This window comes from Mesorhizobium sp. M2A.F.Ca.ET.042.01.1.1 (genome assembly GCF_003997405.1).
Classification (GTDB): Bacteria; Pseudomonadota; Alphaproteobacteria; order Rhizobiales; family Rhizobiaceae; genus Mesorhizobium.
In genome coordinates this window covers 34,602-53,871 of record NZ_RZRX01000011.1, presented here as the reverse complement: position 1 = coordinate 53,871, position 19,270 = coordinate 34,602, and the positions used below count along the sequence as shown (strand labels likewise).

Genomic DNA, 19,270 nt, shown 5'->3' with positions numbered 1-19,270 from the left:
ACGAAACGCAGGCGCTGTGCTTCTTTGCCGGGGCCAATTCGATCTTTGTCGGCGACACGCTGCTGACGGCGGGAAATCCCGGCGAGGACAAGGATACCCTTCTGTTCCGGCGCCTCGGCATTGAGCCTATGGAACTCGCCACGCAATGAAGGAGGCAATTCTTGCCCGCTATGACGCAACCTTGCGGGGACTGGGGCGCAAGGACCGGTTGCGGACGCTCGCACCGCGCGCCGGGCTCGACTTCTCGTCGAACGACTATATCGGACTTGCCGCCTCCAAAAGACTGGGCGATGCGGTTTCGACGGCGATTGCGCGGGGCACGCCAGTGGGCGCCACCGGATCGCGGCTGTTGCGCGGCAATGCACCGGAACATGAGCAACTGGAGGCGGACGCAGCGGCATTTTTCGGAGCCGAGCGTGCACTGTTCTTCGGCAGCGGCTATATCGCCAACTTCGCTCTGCTGACGGCCCTGCCGCAGAAAGGCGACCTGCTGGTCCTCGACGAGCTCGCTCATGCCAGCATGCATGAGGGTGCCCAGGCCGGGCGCGCTGAGTTCAAGCTGGCCGCGCACAACGACGTCGACGCTGTCGAGGACGCAATCACCCGCTGGCGCGCCGAAGGCGGCATGGGGCGGGTGTGGATCGCCTTCGAAAGCCTTTACAGCATGGATGGCGACCGTGCGCCGATGGAGAGCCTGGTCGCGCTGGCTGATCGGTACCAGGCATTCATCGTCGTCGATGAAGCGCATGCCACCGGCGTCTGGGGACCGGACGGCCGGGGACTGGCCGCCGCGTATGAAGGCCGCGACAACATCGTCACGCTCCACACATGCGGCAAGGCGCTTGGCGCATCCGGCGCGCTCGTTACCGGACCGCGAACACTGTGCGACTATCTTATCAACCGGTGCCGGCCATTCATCTATGCGACCGCACCATCGCCGCTGATGGCAGTCGCGGCACGTGAGGCGCTGACTATTCTGTCTGACGAGCCTATGCGTCGTGCTCAGTTGCACGAGCGTGTCGCTTTCGCGAGCCGGCAATTGGCCGAACGCTGCGGCGTGATGCCCAGCGGTTCGCAGATCCAGCCGCTTGTGATCGGCGATAACAGCCGCACCATGGCGGTGGCGGCAGGACTGCAGGCACGCGGCTTCGACATACGCGGCATTCGCCCGCCGACAGTGCCTGAGGGTACGTCGCGCCTGCGCATTTCGCTGACTCTCAACGTCGACGAAGCCGACATTTCCGCCATGGTCGAGGCTCTCGTCGGAGTGTTGGCCACAGCATGACCAAACGCATCGTCGTCACCGGAACAGACACTGGAATTGGCAAGACAGTGTTTTCGGCCGGACTTGCCGGGCTGCTCGACGGCTTCTACTGGAAGCCGGTGCAATCGGGCCTCAACGAGGAGACCGACAGCGAGGTCGTCGCCCGGCTTTCCGGCTTGCCCGACGGACGCGTGCTGCCCGAAGTCTATCGACTGACGATGCCGCTGTCGCCGCATCGATCAGCCGAAATCGACGGCGTCGCGATCGAGGCCGACGATCTTTCATTTCCGGTCCTGCCGACACCGCTCGTCATCGAAGGCGCCGGCGGGCTGATGGTGCCGCTCAATCGACAGACAAGGTTCATTGACATATTCGAACAATGGCGGCTGCCGGTCATACTGTGCGCCCGCACCGCGCTTGGCACCATCAATCATACGCTGTTGTCGATCGAGGCCCTGAGAGCCCGCTCCATCCCGCTCATCGGCATTGCCTTCATTGGCGAAGAGGTGGCCGATACACAAAGGACAATCGTGGAATTCGGCGGCGTGCCGCAGCTGGGCAGGCTGCCGCACCTCGGTCCGCTGACGGGTGAAACGTTGAGAGATGCAATGATTTCCGGCTTCGACCTGGCCATGATTGCCGGAGGCGACTGATGGCGGAGTCTCGAGTCTGGCATCCGTTCACGCAGCACGCGCTAGAGCCCTCGGTCCCTGAAATCGTGCTGACTGAAGGCGCCTATCTCCACAAGGCCGACGGCTTCCGCATCCTCGATGCGATTTCTTCCTGGTGGGTCGTCACCCATGGCCATCGCCACCCCCGCATCATGAAGGCCATCGAGACGACCGCGTCGAGCCTCGACCAGATCATCTTCGCGGGCTTCACCCACGAGCCGGCCGAACGGCTGGCCGAGGCGCTTATCGGCATCGCACCCGCCGGCCTCGACCGGGTGTTCTATTCCGACAGTGGCTCCACCTCAGTCGAAGTCGCGCTGAAGATGGCGCTCGGCTATTTCCGCAACATCGGCGCGCCGCGTTCGCGCATCGCCGTCATGGAGCACAGCTATCATGGCGACACGATCGGGGCGATGAGCGTCGGCGCCCGCGGCGTCTTCAACGCCGCCTATGATCCTTTGCTGTTCGAGGTCGACGCCATCCCCTTCCCGGCCGCCGGGCGCGAGCAGGAAACGCTGGATCGGTTCGAGGCCGTTAGCCGCGACCGGCGCGCAGCCGCGCTGATCGTCGAGCCGCTGGTGCTTGGCGCCGGCGGCATGCTGATGTATCCGGCCTGGGTTCTTGCCGAATTGAAGAGGATCGCCGAAGCCTCCGGCACGCTGCTGATCGCCGATGAAGTGATGACCGGCTGGGGGCGCACCGGAACCATGTTTGCCTGCGAACAGGCGTCCGTCTCGCCCGACATCTTGTGCACCTCGAAAGGTCTGACCGGTGGTACCATCCCGCTGGCCGCCACGATCGCCACCGATGCCATCTTCCACGCTCACTTTTCGGAGGATCGCAAGAAGACGTTTTTCCATTCGAGCTCCTACACCGCCAATCCGATCGCCTGCGCGGCAGCACTTGCCAATGTCGAGATCTGGCGTGACGAGCCGGTGGCCGAGCGGATCGCGGTCTTGAGCGCGAGGCAGGCCGCCGGGCTGCAACGCTTCCGGGTCAATCCATATTTCACCGACTGCCGGACAACCGGCACCATCGCGGCACTCGACCTACGCACCGGCTCAGCCGGTTATCTGGCCGAGATCGGGCCAAAACTGCGCGCTTTTTTCCTTGAGCGGGGGCTACTTGTGCGCCCGCTCGGCAATGTCCTCTATCTTCTACCGCCCTATTGCATCACCAGCGACGAATTGGGCGGGCTCTATGACGCGATAGAGGAGGCCGGCGAACGCTTCGGCTCGCGGCCATGAACCTATCGTCGCGCGTTCTCGGCTTCGGCCATCATGCGCCGGCGCGCAAGGTCGAGAACCCGGAAATCGAAGACCGGCTCGGGCTTGAGCCCGGCTGGATCGAGCGGCGCACCGGAATTCGCTCGCGCTTCTGGGCAACAGACGAAGACACGCTGTCGGGCCTTGCCGCCTCTGCCGGCGACATGGCGCTGACCAATGCCGGTATCGACCGCGGCGACGTCGGTCTACTCTTGCTCGCCACGTCGACGCCCGATCACCTTCTGCCGCCAAGCGCGCCGCTGGTCGCACATCGGCTGGGGCTAGGCCGCGCCGGAGCGATCGACCTGACCGGCGCCTGCGCCGGCTTCATCTATGCGCTGATGTTCGCCGACGGGTTCACCCGCCTGCACGGCAAAGCGAGCCTTGTCATCGCCGCCAACATCCTCAGCCACCGCATCAATTTGGCCGAGCGCGCCAGCGCCGTGCTGTTTGCCGATGCCGCCGGCGCCATGGTGATCAGTCCTTGCGATGACCCGGATCGAGGCATTCTCGGCGCTTCGGTGGATTCCGACGGCTCGCGCTACGGGCTAATCCAGATTCCCGCCGGGGGAAGCAACACTCCGTTCCATGCCGACCTCGACCTCGCGCAGACACGGATGACGATCACTGACGGCCGTGAAGTATTCAGCAAGGCCGTGGAGATGATGACCGCCTGCTCGAGAGATGCGCTCACTGCTGCCCGACTGAGGCCGCAAGACCTCGATCGTTTCGTGCCGCATCAGGCCAATGCGCGCATTTTCGACGCGGTCGGCAGGAACCTCGGCATCGCTGATCACTCGATCGTCAAGACGATCGCCGAATATGGCAACTCTTCCGCCGCGACGATCCCGCTCTCATTGTCGCTGGCCCATCGGGCGCAGCCGTTTCGGCCTGGCGAGAAAGTCCTCTTGGCGGCAGCGGGTGCGGGTCTCAGCGGCGGCGCGCTTGTGGTGGGAATTTAGCAAAGCAATGCTTGCGCACAGGACTGCTCATGAATGAGACTATGAGAATGGCTCAATACGTAAATAGTCGCCGGCAAGCTCCATAGAGCTGGGTTCCGTGCGGTGCTCCGCGATGTCTAAGTATCGACCCGCTTGCTCAAATCGCAGCGCTCATCGAAGGCCAGCAATACCTCATGCAGAGCGAAAATCCTCAACCGCCCGTTTCAAAGACGCTCGCCCCATTTCGAAACAAGGTGTTTCGCTCAATTTGGGCGGCCACCCAGATTTCCAGCCTCGGTTGGCTAGTGCAAACGGTCGCCATCAGTTGGCTTATGGCAACGATTTCAGCGTCCGACCTCATGGTGGCACTCGTCCAGGCCGCATCCACATTGCCGGTGTTCTTCCTCTCAGTTTTCGCCGGAGCCATTGCCGACAACTTCAGCCGCCGGTGGGTGATGTTTGCGGGACACTGCCTGATAGCATCGGCGTCGACGACGCTGATGATTTCTGTGGGTCTGGGATTTGTCAGTCCTTGGCTGATTCTCGGGTTAGGTTTCCTGGCCGGCTGCGGCTTTGCCTTGAATGATCCGGCTTGGCACGCTTCGGTCGGCGATATCCTTCACAAACGCGACATTCCGGCCGCAGTGACGCTTATGTCCGTCGGATACAACATTGTGCGCAGCGTTGGTCCGGCCTTGGGGGGCGTGATCCTGGCCGTCTTTGGGCCGCTGGCCGCTTTCGCCTTGGCTGCGGTGAGTGATCTGGCGCCCATAAGCGCGATATGGCGCACCAAATGGGAGGTCCGCTCTTCGCCTCTCCCTCGTGAGAGAATGACGACGGCAATTCATGACGGAGTGCGCTTTACTGCGATGTCTTTGGAGATCAGGGCAGCGACCGCCCGAGCCGCTCTTTTCGGATTGGCAAGCATCTCCATTCTGGCGTTGCTCCCCCTCGTCGTCCGGGATCAGTTGAAGAGTGGGCCAATTGTCTACGGTATCTTATTGGCCGGCTTCGGCATGGGTGCTTTCATCGCGGGCATGGGCAACGGCTTCTTGAGGAAGGTCACGTCTCAAAACAGGCTGGTGGCCTTCGCCTCTGTGGCTTGTGCAGTCTGTTGCCTCTCCCTTGCCCTTACATCGTCGATTCCTGTGGCGGCCATTTCGCTGGCGCTCGGCGGAGCGGGTTGGCTTATCACCTGGACGGGCATTGACGTGTCGGTGCAGTTGGCAAGCCCAAGGTGGGTTGTAGGCCGCACGCTCTCCATTTACTACGCCTTGAGCGCAGGCGGTATGGCTGCTGGCAGCTGGATCTGGGGTTCTGTCGCGCAAAACTATTCCTTGACCTTAGCATTGGAGGGCGCCGCAGGCGCTCTGTTGCTGGTTGCAGCAGCGGGGATCGTGTTGCCGGTCCGTCCCTGGGAAGAAACCGATCAAGAAAGTTCAGTTTTTCATCCGCCGGACGTGGCTCTCGATCTGAAACCCAGAAGTGGCCCTATCGTGGCCAAGGTCGAGTATTTGATATCGGAGGAAAATATCGAGGCCTTTCTGGGCTCCATGCGCACGCGGCGACACGTCCAGAGCCGTGCCGGTGCACGAAACTGGACGCTCCAGCGAAATCTGCAAACACCGTCACTTTGGACGGAGACATTCCGCACCCCCACCTGGATGGACTTTCTCCGCCTAAATCATCGACTCACCGCAGCAGATAAGGAAGTCGCCCAGCATCTCCTGTCACTGCATGAAGGAGAGGTGCCTCCGCAGACAGTGCTTTCGATTGAACGGACGACCGAGGCAATTCGTACCCGTACCTCGACAATCTTTTCTCGTCCTCCAAGATGACGCCATCAAGCTGCTGTCCAGGGACAGGGTGGATCACCGGTGCTTTGCAGAGCACAGCCTCACACCGAGAGCAGCGTGCTCCGGGTTGTGCGCTTTCGCGCGCACCCAGGCGAGATGATGGTGAACGCGGCGTCAAGTGGAAGTCCCCTGCATACGCTTGCGGAGTCTTCTGCGAGAGCCCATGCCGACGAGCGCCAAACAAGGTTTGATGCCTTTCGGCGTCGTGGCCTCAACTCATCGATTCGCGAGAAAAGCATCGAATGCAGCAGCAACGGCGCGAACAACAAAGCGGTGCTCCGGCCGCACGCGGATGAAGCCGTTTTCGACGTCCAGGATCCCCTCCTCAGCCAGCGTCACCAAACTCTCAACTGAATCGAGAAAACGAGCTGGTTCGATTTCGTGGGCGGCACAGATGGTCGGCACGTCGGCCTCCAAATCGCACATCAGTCGCTCGATGATCGCTGCGCGCACCCGGTCATCGTCGGTCAGACGGTGACCCTTTGATGTCGCCAGACGTCCACTTGCGATGTGCCGGGCGTAAGAATCCCGTGTTACTTCGTTCTGAACATACCCCTCGCGGACTCGGCCAATAGCCGACGCGCCTAAGCCGATCACGTTTTGCAAGTATCGGCCGAGTATCCCAGCGAATTACGCCGTAGGCGCGCCCGGTCTTCTGCGCTAGCGCGAGTTCGTCGTCCGGCGGAGCGAAATGATCGAGCCCGATCTCCCGGTAGCCAGCGCCAACCAGTGTCTCGGCGACAGCTGCAGCCTGTTCGGCGCGAAGATCGCCGTCCGGTAGACCTGCCTGCTCGATAGGCGCTGGTTCTTTATCACGGAAGGAATATGCGCGTATCCGAACACCGCAAGCCGGTTGGGGCGCATGGCGACCGCAGCCATCGCGGTCTGGATGCAGGACTGCACAGTCTGTTTCGGTAGACCGAAGATGAGGTCGAAGTTGATATGGCCAACGCCATGCCGGCGGAGATTTTGGACTGCAGCGGCCGTCTGCACCTTACTCTGGATCCGATTGATCGCCTTTGCACATCGGGATCAAAGCTCTGCACGCCGATGCTCGCGCGGTTGACACCGTTAGCTGCCAAGGCTTCGGCCATTTCCGGTGTGAACGTTCGGGGATCGATCTCCACGGTGATCGCAGCAGTTTTGCTGAAAGCGAAGTGGCGGCGTAGAAATTCCATCAGCGCCAAGTGCTCGGCTGGCCCGATAAGGTGAGGCGTTCCGCGCCGAAATGCACATCGCTCACCGGCAGCCCTTGCCGCACTTGCTCCGACACCAAACTGATCTCCTGACGCAGCACCGCTAAATAATTAAGGATCGGGCCGTTGCGACGGATGACCGCGGTAGGGAAGCCGCAATACCAGCACATGGATCGGCAAAACGGAATGTGGAAATAGAGCGACACCGATTCGTCGGCCGGGAGGCCCCCCAGCCATTCCTCATAATCGTCAGCACCAACTGCCGCAGAGAAGTCTGGCACAGTCGGATAGATGGTATACCAAGGCGGCCGGGGGTCCCGGTACTTTGTCAGGATTGAGGTGTGCAAGGAGCTGTCATCCCACGTCGCTGATCCATCATTCTTTCGTTGCGCGCTCGTCCTGGTCTCTGACCTAAGTCAGTGCGTCCCGCTTATGTCGCAGTCTCGTTTGGACAGGATGGGGTCAACCACGCCGGGGAGCGCGCGTGCCATGGTTGCGCCTGAGGTGATGGTGCGGTGCCGCATTCAACGTCTGAGTAGTACGTGACGCCAGTGCAGTGTGCTTGAGGCGTCTGCGGAAGAACTTTGCAATGCGAAATTCATGTCCGACGCAACGGACCTGTCAAGCCTCGTTCAGACGCCATCCAGGTCCAGCCAGCGGCCTTCCCTGCCGGCCGAAAAACCATACCGGCTTTAGCCACCGAGACGCTCTAAAGCTGACGTCGGCTCATTTGATGAAAGGAGGACGCCGCTAGGGGGTGCACAAGGTTCCCCGGCTTGACGTCGCTTCGAGCGAAGAGCGGCGGTGTGGCTTGTCGTCAAGCGCCGGGCAGCGTGCCCCCTACCGATATCCCGAAAAGATCGACCAAGATGGCCATGCCGACGCCACACGCGGTCTGGATGAGGCCGACCATGAAAATGCGATTGGCGCGTTCGTAGATGGGGCGCCGCAAGGAACTCATGTCGAGCAGCATGGACAGCGCTCTCATCTGCAGTGCGATGCCGAGCAGGATCGGCACTACGGCGAACAGATCGTAGAGTTGCCATGGCAAGGGGTTCGCGGCCCAATGAGTGAGGAAGCCGAGCGAAAAGGCAAGCAGGATACCCACGGCAGTGATTGTGCCGTTGCGGAAAATGGTCTCGATCGGTTCTTCCTTCGGATCGTGCTCGTCCAAGCGGCTTCCTTTCGTTGCTCTTTCCGTCGAGACTAAGTTCTCGAGAATGCTGTTCATCGCCAATTACTCGAGGCGAGCCGTAGGCAGCCGTTTCAGGGTGCGCTCCCTCTCGCTTCCGGCCGCGCAATGTACCTGCACGGCGAACTTACAGCGGCGAAAAGGTGCTGCGGCCACCATGCGACGCCTCGGACGCGCACGCCCTCTGTTCCTGGCGCAGCCCTTGCGGAGCGTACGCGCAGTGATCCTTCTCGGTAGCGCATGGCGCGGCCTCCGTTGCGGTCAGACGGGAAGCCGTCGCTGTTAAACGAGACTGTCACATATCGAACATGGCGAACCGTGTCGCACATTGCTTTTCGCAGTGACCCTCAAAAAAAGTGATTCCAGCGAGACGAAGGCGCGTCGGCCCGATTTTGGTGTCGGCCGCATTTACGCTTCAGGTTGGCATGTCGCTTGCTGCTCTATTTCGGAGAGCTGCAGCGGTCCGACCGGAGTGTTTCACATGTAAACGATAATGAATCTCCTAACAGAAAACACTATTATAAGTACATGTGGCTTTTACGCTGGCTCACCTCTCGTGTCAAGCGCTTTGGCGTCCACATATTGGAGACAACACGCACAAAATTTAGAGGAAAAGCTTGCTCTTTCGCCTCTATCCTTTTTATTCCTTCATGGAGATCTAGACATGTACATCAAGAGTCCTCTTCTCGGCTTAACTGCTCTGATGACCGTTTCCGTCGGTCGAGCAGCTGGCGCCGAGCGGGAACCGGCCGAGTACATCAAGATCTGCGACGTCCTCGGCTCGGGATATTCCTATATTCCCAACACCGAGACCTGCCTGCGCATCGGCGGCTATGTCCGTTACGATATCGGCCTGGGTGACGTCCGATCGTATGACAGCGCAAGAACCTCGGACGTGAGAACTGGCGAGGACCAAGGCACTTGGCGAAACAGCACACGCTTCACGTTCAAAACTTGGACCGGCCAGCAGACCGAGCTCGGCGCGTTGACGACCTATACCGAAACCCACGTGAATTTTGGCAACAGCGCTAACTCGCATGACAGTCCTCAGAACTATGATTTCAACAGCGGCCTCGCACTGGCTTCTGCCTGGGTCGAGCTGGGAGGCCTGCGAGTTGGCAAGGAGGGGTCGGCCTTCGATACGTTTGTAAGCTACGCTGGCGACGTTCTCGATAGTATGCTCGTTCCGTCGGCCGGCTTCGACACCAACGTGGCTCAGTACCACTTCGACGCCGGCAACGGCATTTCGACTGTGATTTCGCTCGAACAAGGATCGGGCTCAGCCGGTACTATCGACAGCTATATTCCGCACGTTGTCGCCGGCTTGAAATACACGCAAGGCTGGGGCTCGATCACCGGCGTCGCGGCTTATGACAGCAATTACGAAGCTTTTGCCGGCAAGATCCGCGTCGACGTCGCTGTCACAAACCAGCTGTCGCTGTTTGGACTCTTCGGCTACGGTTCCAATGCCAGTCTCAACGAGGACTCAAACGGCGCAATTGCCAATCATGGGCGCGGCTCGTACAAAATCTGGAACGGCCAGTGGGCTTTCTGGGCGGGCGCCACCTACGAGTTTGACGAGAAAACTTCGTTCAACCTTCAGGTCTCGGGTGATCAGCTCAAGGATGCTGGTGTGGCTGCAAACGTCGCCTACATGGTCGTTCCCGGCTTCACGGTCACAGCCGAGGTCGATTACGACCACTACGGCAACTCTGGCCTCGGCCCTGCCGAGCCTACCGCCGTCAAGGGCACGAGCAAGCCGAACAGCGTCGGCGGCATTCTCCGCTTACAAGGCTCATTTTGAAATCTCTCCAGTCGCGAGCATGGCAAAGGCACTTGCCTCGACAACGCACGCATGGAGAGCTTCGTTCGCCATCTTGAAGTCTGCATCGACCGTCCACGGCCCATCGTACCAACTAGAAACTGAAAGTTATGAGCCCTGTGTACTACACCTAGCCCTTGACCTGCCCGATGAACCGGCCAGGGGCCGTCAGTTCAAATTCGGGGCCGCTTAGAGGGCAGTGTGAGGCCGTGTTAGGTAAGCGCCACTGCAATGTCGAGGCCGCGACACGCCTGTCGCTTTGGACGGCTGGAATTGCCCTTCGCGGCGCCATTCATTCTCTCAACATTTACGTGATAATGCACGCTGAGTCCGAGCCGCGTGGCAGCACCCATCCTAGGTCACTATCGGGGGGCCTTAAACCTGAACAGCTCCATCGTCGCGGCTGCTGCGGAAGCAGGAGCTATCACTGGGACCCGTACTGGTGCTTGTCAGCCGCTGAGCCGCTACTTCGTCTTAGGAAGAGCATTGTCCTTGCCAAAAGCCGGCCAGTATTTCGAGATTGCCAGTGTGGCGCCGGCTGAAGAGAAATGACCATAGTCGAAATATAAAAACTCTCCTCTATCGGAATAGGCGCAGCGTCCTGCGCTGCACAGGAATTTCAGCGGATCGATGAATGTGGCGCCTTTGGTAAATGAGCGCACACGTTCGTTGATGTCGGGGTCCATCGCGATCGGCCAGGACGTATCGTCCAGATTTTGGCGCTTGGCGAAGAACGCAATTTTCCGGACGTCAGTTGGGAACTGCGGAGACTGGCCGATGACAAACACGCGCACGCCCAGGGCACGAAGCGTAGCGATTGTTTGCTGAAGACCGTCGAAACCTCTGACCTCATAGTCACTCCATCTACCGCTGAGGATAACCGTCTTGATGTCCGCTTCCAAGATGACGTCCAAGGCCTTGCGATTGAACCGGACACAATCAAGACGATCGTAAGGGTAGTAATAGAGTATCGGCGCGCAGCTGGCGTACGTATATTCAACGATGTTCGCCTGCAATCGATTTATGTTAGCACCCAAGCCGGAAACATAGTGCGCGGCGAAGGAGTCGCCCCACAAAAAAACCGTTGTTGGAAAACCGCTGGTGCGCGTGCAATCCTCCATATTCCAGCTTTCGATCCGGCTGGTGCCCTCGTTGAAACAGATGCCATTCCTCCAGTCCCCGACGGAAATGCGCCGCTGGACATAGTCCGGAAACCGTTGCGGAAAGCCATTGCCGAGCGCCCCCGCCGCTCCGCCGGCACAAAGGACAACGATCGCGAGCGCTGAAAAGGCGAAGATAGGCCCCGGGGAGGTGAAGGCCCTCTTCTGTCGAAACGGCTGCTCTACAAACTTCCAGGAGAATGCAGCCAATGCGAGGCTTGCCACCAACATCGCACCGGTCATCAACGGATCGAGTTTTTGGAACGAAAGATAGTGCGCGAACGCATTGAGAGGCCAGTGAACAAGATACAACGAATACGAGATGAGCCCAATCCAGACCAGCGGCCGGACTTCGAGCATGCGGGTGGCGACCGTCGAGGGGGTATTTTGGCCAACATAGATCAGAAGGGCCGTTCCGATGCATGGATACAAGGCGTTGTAGCCTGGGAACGGATCACTCGCCGAAATCGCGAAGAACCCGATGGCGAGAAGGCCAAATCCGGCCACCCCCACCGACTCCATCAGGAATCGGTTGCCCAGCGGCGAGGGGCATTTGAGCATGAGCAGGGCGCCCAACATGAGTTCCCAGATTCGGGTCGGCAGCAGATAGAATCCGGCGGTGGGTGCCAGCGATGTCGCCATCACCGCCACTACGAAGCTGCAGAGAATTATCGGAAGAAGTGTCGTCAGCCAGCGCTTCCCGATGTAGCGATAGATTAGGAACATCAGGATTGGTGCGAAGATGTAGTACTGCTCCGCTACGGAAAGCGGCCAAGTGTGCAACAGTGGTAGAAGCGCGGCATCGATAGAGAAGTAACTTGACGTTTTCCAGAAGAAAACGTTCGACCAGAAGGTCGAGGTAGCTATGATGCTAAGACTGAATCCGCGCAGATCCGGTGGCAGAAGAATGAACAATGCTGCAATGCAGGTGAGAAGCATCACAAAGACGAGCGCCGGCAGAATGCGCCGGGCACGGCGCCAGTAGAAGTTGACGATGGAAAATTGGCCGCGTTCAAGGTCATCCAGGAGGCTTCCGCTGGTTAGGTAGCCGGAGATGACGAAGAAGATATCGACCCCGCTAAAGCCACCCGGGATCGCCGAAATTCCGAAATGAAAGAGTACGACCGGAAGTACAGCAACGGCCCTAAGGCCCTCGATATAGCGCCTATATTGCATCCAGCGGTTCCTTTTATTTTAGATCAGGACGCGATTGGAAGCTTTCAATCTCCGGTAGGAGTGCTGCCGAGATAAGGGCGGTATCAGCCACCTTTATCCGTCCCGAATGTTCTGTAAGTTGCAACTGGTACAGAAGCACGATCGCCATCGCCGGCCTTGACGGCCTGATTGTCGAGCAGATCGCGCGGATCGTTGACCATCACGGCCAGGTTATGTCCTGTCGAACAACCAAGCGGCTGTTTGAAGGATTCTTCATTGGGTAAGGCACCATATGAGGGACAGACCGGCGGACGGGCGTGATAGACAATCGCCTCAATTCGCACTGAGCCGGCGTCGTGTTGATCGCGCAATTGAATGTTGTCTTCTTCGATTGCCAACTGCCTGGCCTGATGGGCTACCCCTGCGCTGAGCTGGGGCGAACCGCTGATGAGGAGGTGGATGGCATCGAACCGGCCGCGACTGGCCTTGTCTAGGAAAACACGCAAACGCTGCCGTTCGGAAGCGCGCAGGCTTTGCAACGTCAGGACGGTGGTCTCCTCTCGGACAAGCATTGGTGCCGATGGTTCGACATCAACTGGCGTAGTGCTTGTGCAGCCACTTACGCTTGGTGCCAGAGCGACAAAGAGGATTATAAAACGCAACATCTTTGGATGACACTATTCGATGATGAAGCCGAGACCGCCCTGGGCGCTTGGCGCGCCCGCACGGATAGCAGCGCGGTCTCGCGGGGGACTTGTCACGGAATTCGTCGGAGCGCCCCCTCCGTTCAAAGCCGGTGCCGCCCGCTCGGTCGGTGCGCTCATCTGGTTTGGGTTGGAGCCTGGTCTTACAATGTAAGGCGTAACTAGAATGACCAGTTCTGACTCCTCTTTTTGAAACGAGGTCGAGCGAAAAAGCGGTCCCAGGATCGGCAGTTCTCCGAGCCAGGGAAAGGCCCTGACATCATTGTTGACGTTCCGCCTGATTAGACCGCCGATTGCGAAGCTCTGGCCGCTGGCGAGTTCGACGACCGTATCGGCTCGGCGCGTGGAAACTGCCGGCACGGAAATTCCGTTGATTTGCACGGCACCTTGCGTCGACAGTTCACTGACTTCGGGCGTTACGTGAATGTTGATTTGATTGTTGCTGAGAACTGTCGGCACAAATTCCAGACTGACGCCGAAGTGACGGAATTCAACCGATACCTGCCTGTTTTCCTGCAGGACAGGAATGGGAAATTCGCCGCCCGCGAGAAAGCTGGCCTTTTCACCCGACATAGCGGTGAGGTTCGGCTCAGCCAGGACGGAAGCTATATGCTCCTTGGCGAGCGCGTCGAGAACCGCGCTGACGTTGACGGCACCGTTGTCGAATCCGATTTCTGCTGTACCGCCACCCTGGGTTGAACCAGACCCAGCGCTTGCAGCGCTTCCGCTTAGAACGCCCACTTTGAAATTGCCGATTTGACCGAAGGCGGACAAGTTGACGCCGAGTGACTTCATGGCGCTGCGTGAGACTTCGGCTACGCGCACGCTGAGGTTAACTTGCAGGGATCCAGCGACCTTGATGTTGTTGACGACTTGCGCTCCGTCGCCCAGATATTGCTCAGTGACTCTTTTTGCGGTGTCGGCGACCTCTGCGTCGGGCGCCGTCCCGCTAAGGATTGCGCCGCGCGGCGTATAGTTGACGCGGATGGGATAGTCGCCGACCTGCTCCCGCAACATGGCGCGTAAATCCCCGATCGGTTGCGTGACAACGATACGCAATTCGGCGAGAGGCTCGCCATTGCCATCCAAGGCGAATAGGCTGGTCCGCCCCGATTTCTTGCCAAAGACGAAGATTGTTTTGCTCGATGGCGCCTGAAAATCCGCGATCGTGGGGTCAGCAACAAAGATGGTCGTGGCTGGCGCGGGCAGATGAACGGTCTCCCCGAGCGAAGAGGAAAGGGTCAGCGTGGCGTTGATGCTATTCGAAGCCGCATGCGGCGGGCCTTTGTCCTGCTTGTTTTGCGCCGCGACACCAAGTGGGAAAGTCACAATAAGCGCGCAGAGGAGATGGCCCAGGTAACGGGGAACTGCAGGTCTTGTAACCTTGTTGGCGATCGCCCGCCAATTGAGCGCATGGCAAGGATGTTGAAGGATCAGCAAAATAGATCTTCTTTCGATTCGACAAACTATGCGGACGAGGCGTCAGTCAATTCTAGGATGTAACCAATGCCTCGGATGGTCTTGATCCGTGGCGTTGCACCTGATCTGGTCAGATGTCCCCGTAAACGATAAATTCCGACTTCAAGCGCGTTGGCAGACACGTCGTCGTTGAATGAATAGAGGTGATCTTCCAATTGCGCACGGGGCACGATGCGGCCTGCCCGGTTAAGCAGGTGCTCTAGAATACAGAGTTCGCGACGTGCGATCATCATTGGGTGCCCATCAACGAAAACCTGGCGGGCGACCGGATCAAAGTCGAGATTGCCAAATACGAGCCTCAGGTCGGTCATCTGTGTCGCCCGGCGCAGAATGGCTCTCATTCTGGCAATAAGCTCATCGGTAGAGATGGGTTTGAGCAGAAAGTCGTCCGCACCACCGTTGAAGATCGCAATTCGCTTATCGAGATCGTTAAGGCTGCTCATAATGACGGCAGGAACTGAATGCCCGTGGGTCCTCAACTGCCTCAGCCAACCCAAGCCATCGCCATCTGGCAGAGCCAATTCCAGCAGGAGAATTTCATAGCTGGCGCAAGAAAATGCACTCGAAGCCAGTTCCAGAGTACCAACGACATCAACGACGAAGCCGCCATCCCCGAGCGCAAGTCGCATGGCGCGCGCAAGATCCGCATGATGATCCACGAGCAGCGTTCGCATTTCATCTCCTCTCGAAGAGGGACGGCCCATCGAACGCGTCACCGGCGGCCATCTGATCGGAGCACACGGCGCGCAACTCGTCGCAGCTCTCGGAACTGGTCCGAGTCGGAGGGACATGCAAGTCGCTCGGTGGCAATAGGCGCGGGTGAGGACCAACTGACGGGCTCAAATACGCCGGTCGGCGAACCCACGAGGCCAGCAACCCGCGTGCGATTTCTCGTTGCATCATCTCTCCTACGTGCAGCCCCTGCGCTCGCAAGGCAGCGTCGCGGCTCAGAGCCCGATTCCCACAGAGGGTAGGGTTAGCTTTCGAGAAACTGATTGAACAAATCGATTATTTGGATCGAATGCATCCACGGTATGGATGCAGCGCACCATCTTCAACGACTGCGGCGTCCTGATGCACTGTTGTGTCTGTCGTGCTCTGCTTTTTTCGCTGTCCTTCAAGGCTGGCGAGCCTGGTGGAACCTGCGCGTCATTGGCTTGGTAGCTTGAATGCTCAACAACGGAGCGCCCTGCGCAAAGCCGCTCTCATTTCCAAAAAGCCTTGCAATCTGGTTGGAGCACTTCGCGCTCGACACCAAAATAGGCGAGGAAAACTGACGTCTGACAGGGATGTACATGCAACAGCCGATTTGCGGCACCAGCAAACGACCGCGTTCAGGCTGAAGATCGACGACCAACGGCTCCTCGATTTCCGCACCGACCGCTTTTACAAGCTCTTCCTGTGCGGGCGGATGCCGGCAAACAGCAGCACAGGGTCAGCGAAACCGGGAGCGGGCCTGCTTGATCGCCATGATCACATTGCCGCTGTCGCGCGTGCGGAGCGGAATGCAATCGGTCCAGCCGGCGGCAATCCGGTCAGCACCATCGTCTGCACGAAGCTCCCTGACGAAGACGTGCCCGAATGCGCTCAACAAAGCCGGGCGGCGGATCTTTCCAATCGCCGAAGGTGCGGGCTGGCACCGAGCGGCGAACTGCGAACTCATTCCTGCCCGGCGGCGCTGGCCGCCGCGAGCGTCGATGCGGACCCAGCCGCTCCGAATCCTCCCACAACACGATGAGCGCGTCGCGGACATCGCTGCCGTAACAGCGGCTGCGGCTCTTGCCCGCAGACGGCCTCTGCTCACGACGGTTCATAAGACGGATCGCGCGCTTGCGAATAATAGCCGGTTACCGCCTCGAACTCATCCAGAATGCGCCGCTTGTCAACGCCGCAATAAAGCTCCACGATCGCCGCTTCACCGTGTCGCCATGCTGAGCCGCGCCATCCTTCCCCCGAACCGGAATGGCACGACCTGTCCATCCCCTTTGGAACAGGACACTATTGGTAACATTTTGCTTGAGGCAATGCGGCTCGTTGCCTTCCTTTTCGCTGACCGGAAGGGTACCGGAAGTCGTCTATCGCATTTTACCCGCTGAAAGCGGCAACACCTCGACCTCAATCGCAGATCATAGGAAATAGACGATCGCGTCGGGGCCTCAGCATCGGTTCACCGGGTTTCCGTCATCGACTGAAGCGAATTGCCCCATCGACCGTCACCGGGTGGGCCGCGATACGTCGCCGTGTATGATTAGCGAGCGCACGTAGCGGAGCCATAGCTCTCCACCCAGCCATGTTCCCCTAGTTGGAAAATGTCCGGCGGACCAGAGGTGCTGTCGTCAGCTTTTCCTGAATAGCGGCCAAGGCAATCCCTACCAGTCCATCACCACCTTGCCGGAACTGCCGCTCTTCATCGCATCGAAACCGATCTGAAAATCGTCGATGCCGATGCGGTGGGTGATCAGGCCGGAGACATCCAGCGGACCCTGCACAAGCGCGATCATCTTGTACCAGGTTTCGAACATCTCGCGGCCGTAGATGCCTTTGAGATGCAGCATCTTGAAGATGACCTTGTTCCAGTCGATCTCGAAGCCGGTCGGCGCGATGCCCAGAATGGCGATCTTGCCGCCATTGTTCATGGTGTCGATCATGTCGCGGAAAGCGGGGGCGGCGCCTGACATTTCGAGCCCGACGTCGAACCCCTCGGTCATGCCGAGCACCGGCATGACGTCGCGCAGCTTCTCCTTCGAGGCGTCGACGACATGCTGGACGCCGAGTTTCTTGGCTAGCGCCAGCCGCACCGGGTTGATGTCAGTGATGACCACTTTGCGCGCGCCGACGCATTGGGCGACGAGCGCGCCCATGATGCCGATCGGCCCGGCGCCAGTCACCAGCACGTCCTCGCCGACCAGATCGAAGGACAATGCGGTGTGGACGGCATTGCCCAAGGGATCGAAGATCGCGGCAATCTCATCGGGCACATCGTCGGGGATCGGCACGACATTGTGCTGCGGGATCGCCAGATACTCGCCGAAGGCGCCTGGACGGTTGACGCCGACGCCGAGTGTGTTGCGGCACAGATGCCCTCGCCCGGCGCGACAGTTGCGGCAATGGCCGCAGACGATGTGGCCTTCGCCCAATACACGCTGGCCGACCTTGTATTCGGTGACCGCTGCGCCGAAATCGGCAACGGTGCCGACGAATTCATGGCCCGTCACCATCGGCACCGGCACCGTCTTCTGCGCCCACTGGTCCCAATTGTAGATGTGCACGTCGGTGCCGCAGATCGCCGTCTTCTTGATCTTGATCAGCACGTCGTTGGGGCCGATTTCCGGCACCGGCACCTCTTCCATCCAGATGCCCGGTTCGGCCTTGGCCTTCACAAGCGCCTTCATCATGTTCGACATCAGGATTTCCCTATTCCGTGATTGCGCTTCTGGCGAGATAGCCTGCACAACGGGAAGGTAGGCCACTAACTCGTTTGAACGTCCGGAATGGTCAGCCCCGCCTGCTCGGCCTCGCGGCGCAAATTCTGACGGGGCCTGGGGCCGATCTGCTGGATCACCAATCCGGCTGCCAGTGAGCCAAGGTCGCCGCAAGTCTGCAGGTCGCGGCCTTGCGTGTAGCCATGCAGGAAGCCGGCGGCATAGAGATCGCCGGCGCCCGTCGTGTCGACCAGTTCCTTGATGGCGGTCGCCTTGATCACCACGGTCTCGTCGCCGCGCACGATCACCGAGCCTTTTTCCGAGCGGGTGACGGCGGCGATCCGGCAATCCTTGCGGATCTGGGCCAGCGCCTCGTCGAACGACGATGTCTGGTAGAGCGACTTGATCTCGTGGCTGTTGGCAAAGACGATGTCGACCGTGCCCGAGCGCATCAGGTCGAGGAATTCGTCGCGGTAGCGGTCGACGCAGAACGAATCCGATAGCGTCATCGACACTTCTCGGCCTGCCGCGTGCGCCAGCTTCGCCGTCTGGCGGATTGCCTCCTTGGCGCGCGGCGGGTCCCACAGATAGCCTTCGAAATAGGTGACCTTGGCGCCGGACGCCTTGTCGGCTTCGACATCCTCAGGGCCAAGCTCGACGCAGGCGCCGAGATAGGTGTTCATCGAGCGCTCGCCGTCGGGCGTGACGAAGATCATCGAGCGCGCCGTCGGCGGCTCACCCTTGAGCGGCGTGGTGCCGAAGGCGACGCCCTGCGCATGGATGTCGTGGGCGTAGATTTCGCCCAGCGCATCGTTGGAGACCTTGCCGAAGAAGGCCGCGCGGCCGCCAAAGCTGGCGACGCCGGCCGCCGTGTTGCCGGCGCTGCCGCCGGACGCTTCGATCGCCGGACCCATGCGGCTGTAGAGCAGTTCGGCGCGTTGTGTGTCGATGAGGTTCATCGCGCCCTTGATGATGCCGTTGGTCTCGAGGAATTCCTCGTCGCACTGGGCGATGATGTCGACAATGGCATTGCCGATGCAAAGCACGTCATAATCCGGCATCAAAATCTCCGCCAAAACCCGAGCCGGCTTCTTGCCACGCCGGCCGGGCGTGGTCTCGCGAGTTGAAATGGGTTGCCGCATG

The 19,270-nt window shown here is 59.7% G+C and carries 13 protein-coding genes and 3 pseudogenes; 7 read left to right on the top strand and 9 right to left on the bottom strand.

All coding sequences use genetic code 11. The annotated features are described in order from the left end of the window. From EOA23_RS36300 to EOA23_RS03435, 6 genes and pseudogenes are all read left to right on the top strand, one after another. Positions 1–149, top strand: a pseudogene (locus EOA23_RS36300) (biotin synthase); the annotation flags it as partial. Further along, on the top strand, positions 146–1,285 hold the full coding sequence (locus EOA23_RS03455) for an 8-amino-7-oxononanoate synthase (RefSeq protein WP_024505572.1): 1,140 nt from the start codon (positions 146–148) through the stop codon (positions 1,283–1,285). The pseudogene EOA23_RS36300 and the gene EOA23_RS03455, both read left to right, overlap by 4 nt. Further along, positions 1,282–1,917, top strand: a complete 636-nt coding sequence (gene bioD / locus EOA23_RS03450; protein WP_063169254.1) for a dethiobiotin synthase — start codon at positions 1,282–1,284, stop codon at positions 1,915–1,917. Before EOA23_RS03455 ends, bioD begins: the two co-directional genes overlap by 4 nt. Then, the gene (locus tag EOA23_RS03445; protein WP_126080683.1) at positions 1,917–3,182 is read left to right on the top strand and encodes an adenosylmethionine--8-amino-7-oxononanoate transaminase; all 1,266 of its coding nucleotides are present in this window, start codon (positions 1,917–1,919) and stop codon (positions 3,180–3,182) included. Before bioD ends, EOA23_RS03445 begins: the two co-directional genes overlap by 1 nt. Continuing rightward, positions 3,179–4,162, top strand: coding sequence for a beta-ketoacyl-ACP synthase III (locus EOA23_RS03440; RefSeq protein ID WP_126063924.1), 984 nt, complete (start codon positions 3,179–3,181; stop codon positions 4,160–4,162). The genes EOA23_RS03445 and EOA23_RS03440 overlap by 4 nt, the downstream gene beginning before the upstream one ends. A gap of 173 nt (positions 4,163–4,335) precedes the next feature. After that, on the top strand, positions 4,336–5,979 hold the full coding sequence (locus EOA23_RS03435) for an MFS transporter (protein ID WP_126063923.1): 1,644 nt from the start codon (positions 4,336–4,338) through the stop codon (positions 5,977–5,979). Positions 5,980–6,213: 234 nt separating this feature from the next. On the opposite strand, the pseudogene hemN reads toward EOA23_RS03435, so the two are convergent. Together hemN and EOA23_RS03425 are read right to left on the bottom strand one after the other, a co-directional pair. After that, positions 6,214–7,540 (bottom strand): annotated as a pseudogene (gene hemN / locus EOA23_RS03430) (oxygen-independent coproporphyrinogen III oxidase). Positions 7,541–8,010: 470 nt separating this feature from the next. Continuing rightward, positions 8,011–8,367: a hypothetical protein gene (locus EOA23_RS03425; RefSeq protein ID WP_024505577.1), complete on the bottom strand. Its 357-nt coding sequence runs from the start codon at positions 8,365–8,367 to the stop codon at positions 8,011–8,013. A gap of 682 nt (positions 8,368–9,049) precedes the next feature. Between EOA23_RS03425 and EOA23_RS03420 the strand changes: the two genes are divergently transcribed. After that, a complete protein-coding gene (locus EOA23_RS03420; protein WP_126063922.1) occupies positions 9,050–10,189 on the top strand; it encodes a porin in 1,140 nt (379 codons plus the stop codon). A gap of 482 nt (positions 10,190–10,671) precedes the next feature. Here the strand turns inward: EOA23_RS03420 and EOA23_RS03415 are convergent, their stop codons facing one another. The 7 genes and pseudogenes from EOA23_RS03415 to EOA23_RS03385 form a co-directional block, all read right to left on the bottom strand. Then, positions 10,672–12,543 carry an acyltransferase family protein gene (locus EOA23_RS03415; protein WP_126080682.1) on the bottom strand — a complete coding sequence of 624 codons (1,872 nt, stop codon included), beginning with the start codon at positions 12,541–12,543 and terminating at the stop codon, positions 10,672–10,674. Positions 12,544–12,626: 83 nt separating this feature from the next. Continuing rightward, complete coding sequence (locus EOA23_RS03410; protein ID WP_063169261.1) at positions 12,627–13,187, bottom strand: CpaD family pilus assembly lipoprotein; 561 nt, start codon at positions 13,185–13,187, stop codon at positions 12,627–12,629. Positions 13,188–13,199: 12 nt separating this feature from the next. Beyond that, positions 13,200–14,621, bottom strand: coding sequence for a type II and III secretion system protein family protein (locus EOA23_RS03405; RefSeq protein ID WP_050580548.1), 1,422 nt, complete (start codon positions 14,619–14,621; stop codon positions 13,200–13,202). A 71-nt stretch (positions 14,622–14,692) separates the two neighbouring features. Next, complete coding sequence (locus EOA23_RS03400; RefSeq protein ID WP_024505585.1) at positions 14,693–15,379, bottom strand: response regulator transcription factor; 687 nt, start codon at positions 15,377–15,379, stop codon at positions 14,693–14,695. 812 nt (positions 15,380–16,191) lie between these two features. Continuing rightward, positions 16,192–16,360: pseudogene (locus EOA23_RS36295) on the bottom strand (transposase); the annotation flags it as partial. 714 nt (positions 16,361–17,074) lie between these two features. Then, positions 17,075–18,109 (bottom strand): L-threonine 3-dehydrogenase, encoded by a 1,035-nt coding sequence (gene tdh, locus EOA23_RS03390; protein ID WP_126063920.1) that lies wholly within the window; start codon positions 18,107–18,109, stop codon positions 17,075–17,077. 65 nt (positions 18,110–18,174) lie between these two features. Beyond that, positions 18,175–19,188, bottom strand: a complete 1,014-nt coding sequence (locus EOA23_RS03385) for an adenosine kinase (RefSeq protein WP_126063919.1) — start codon at positions 19,186–19,188, stop codon at positions 18,175–18,177. Positions 19,189–19,270: the final 82 nt, after the last annotated feature.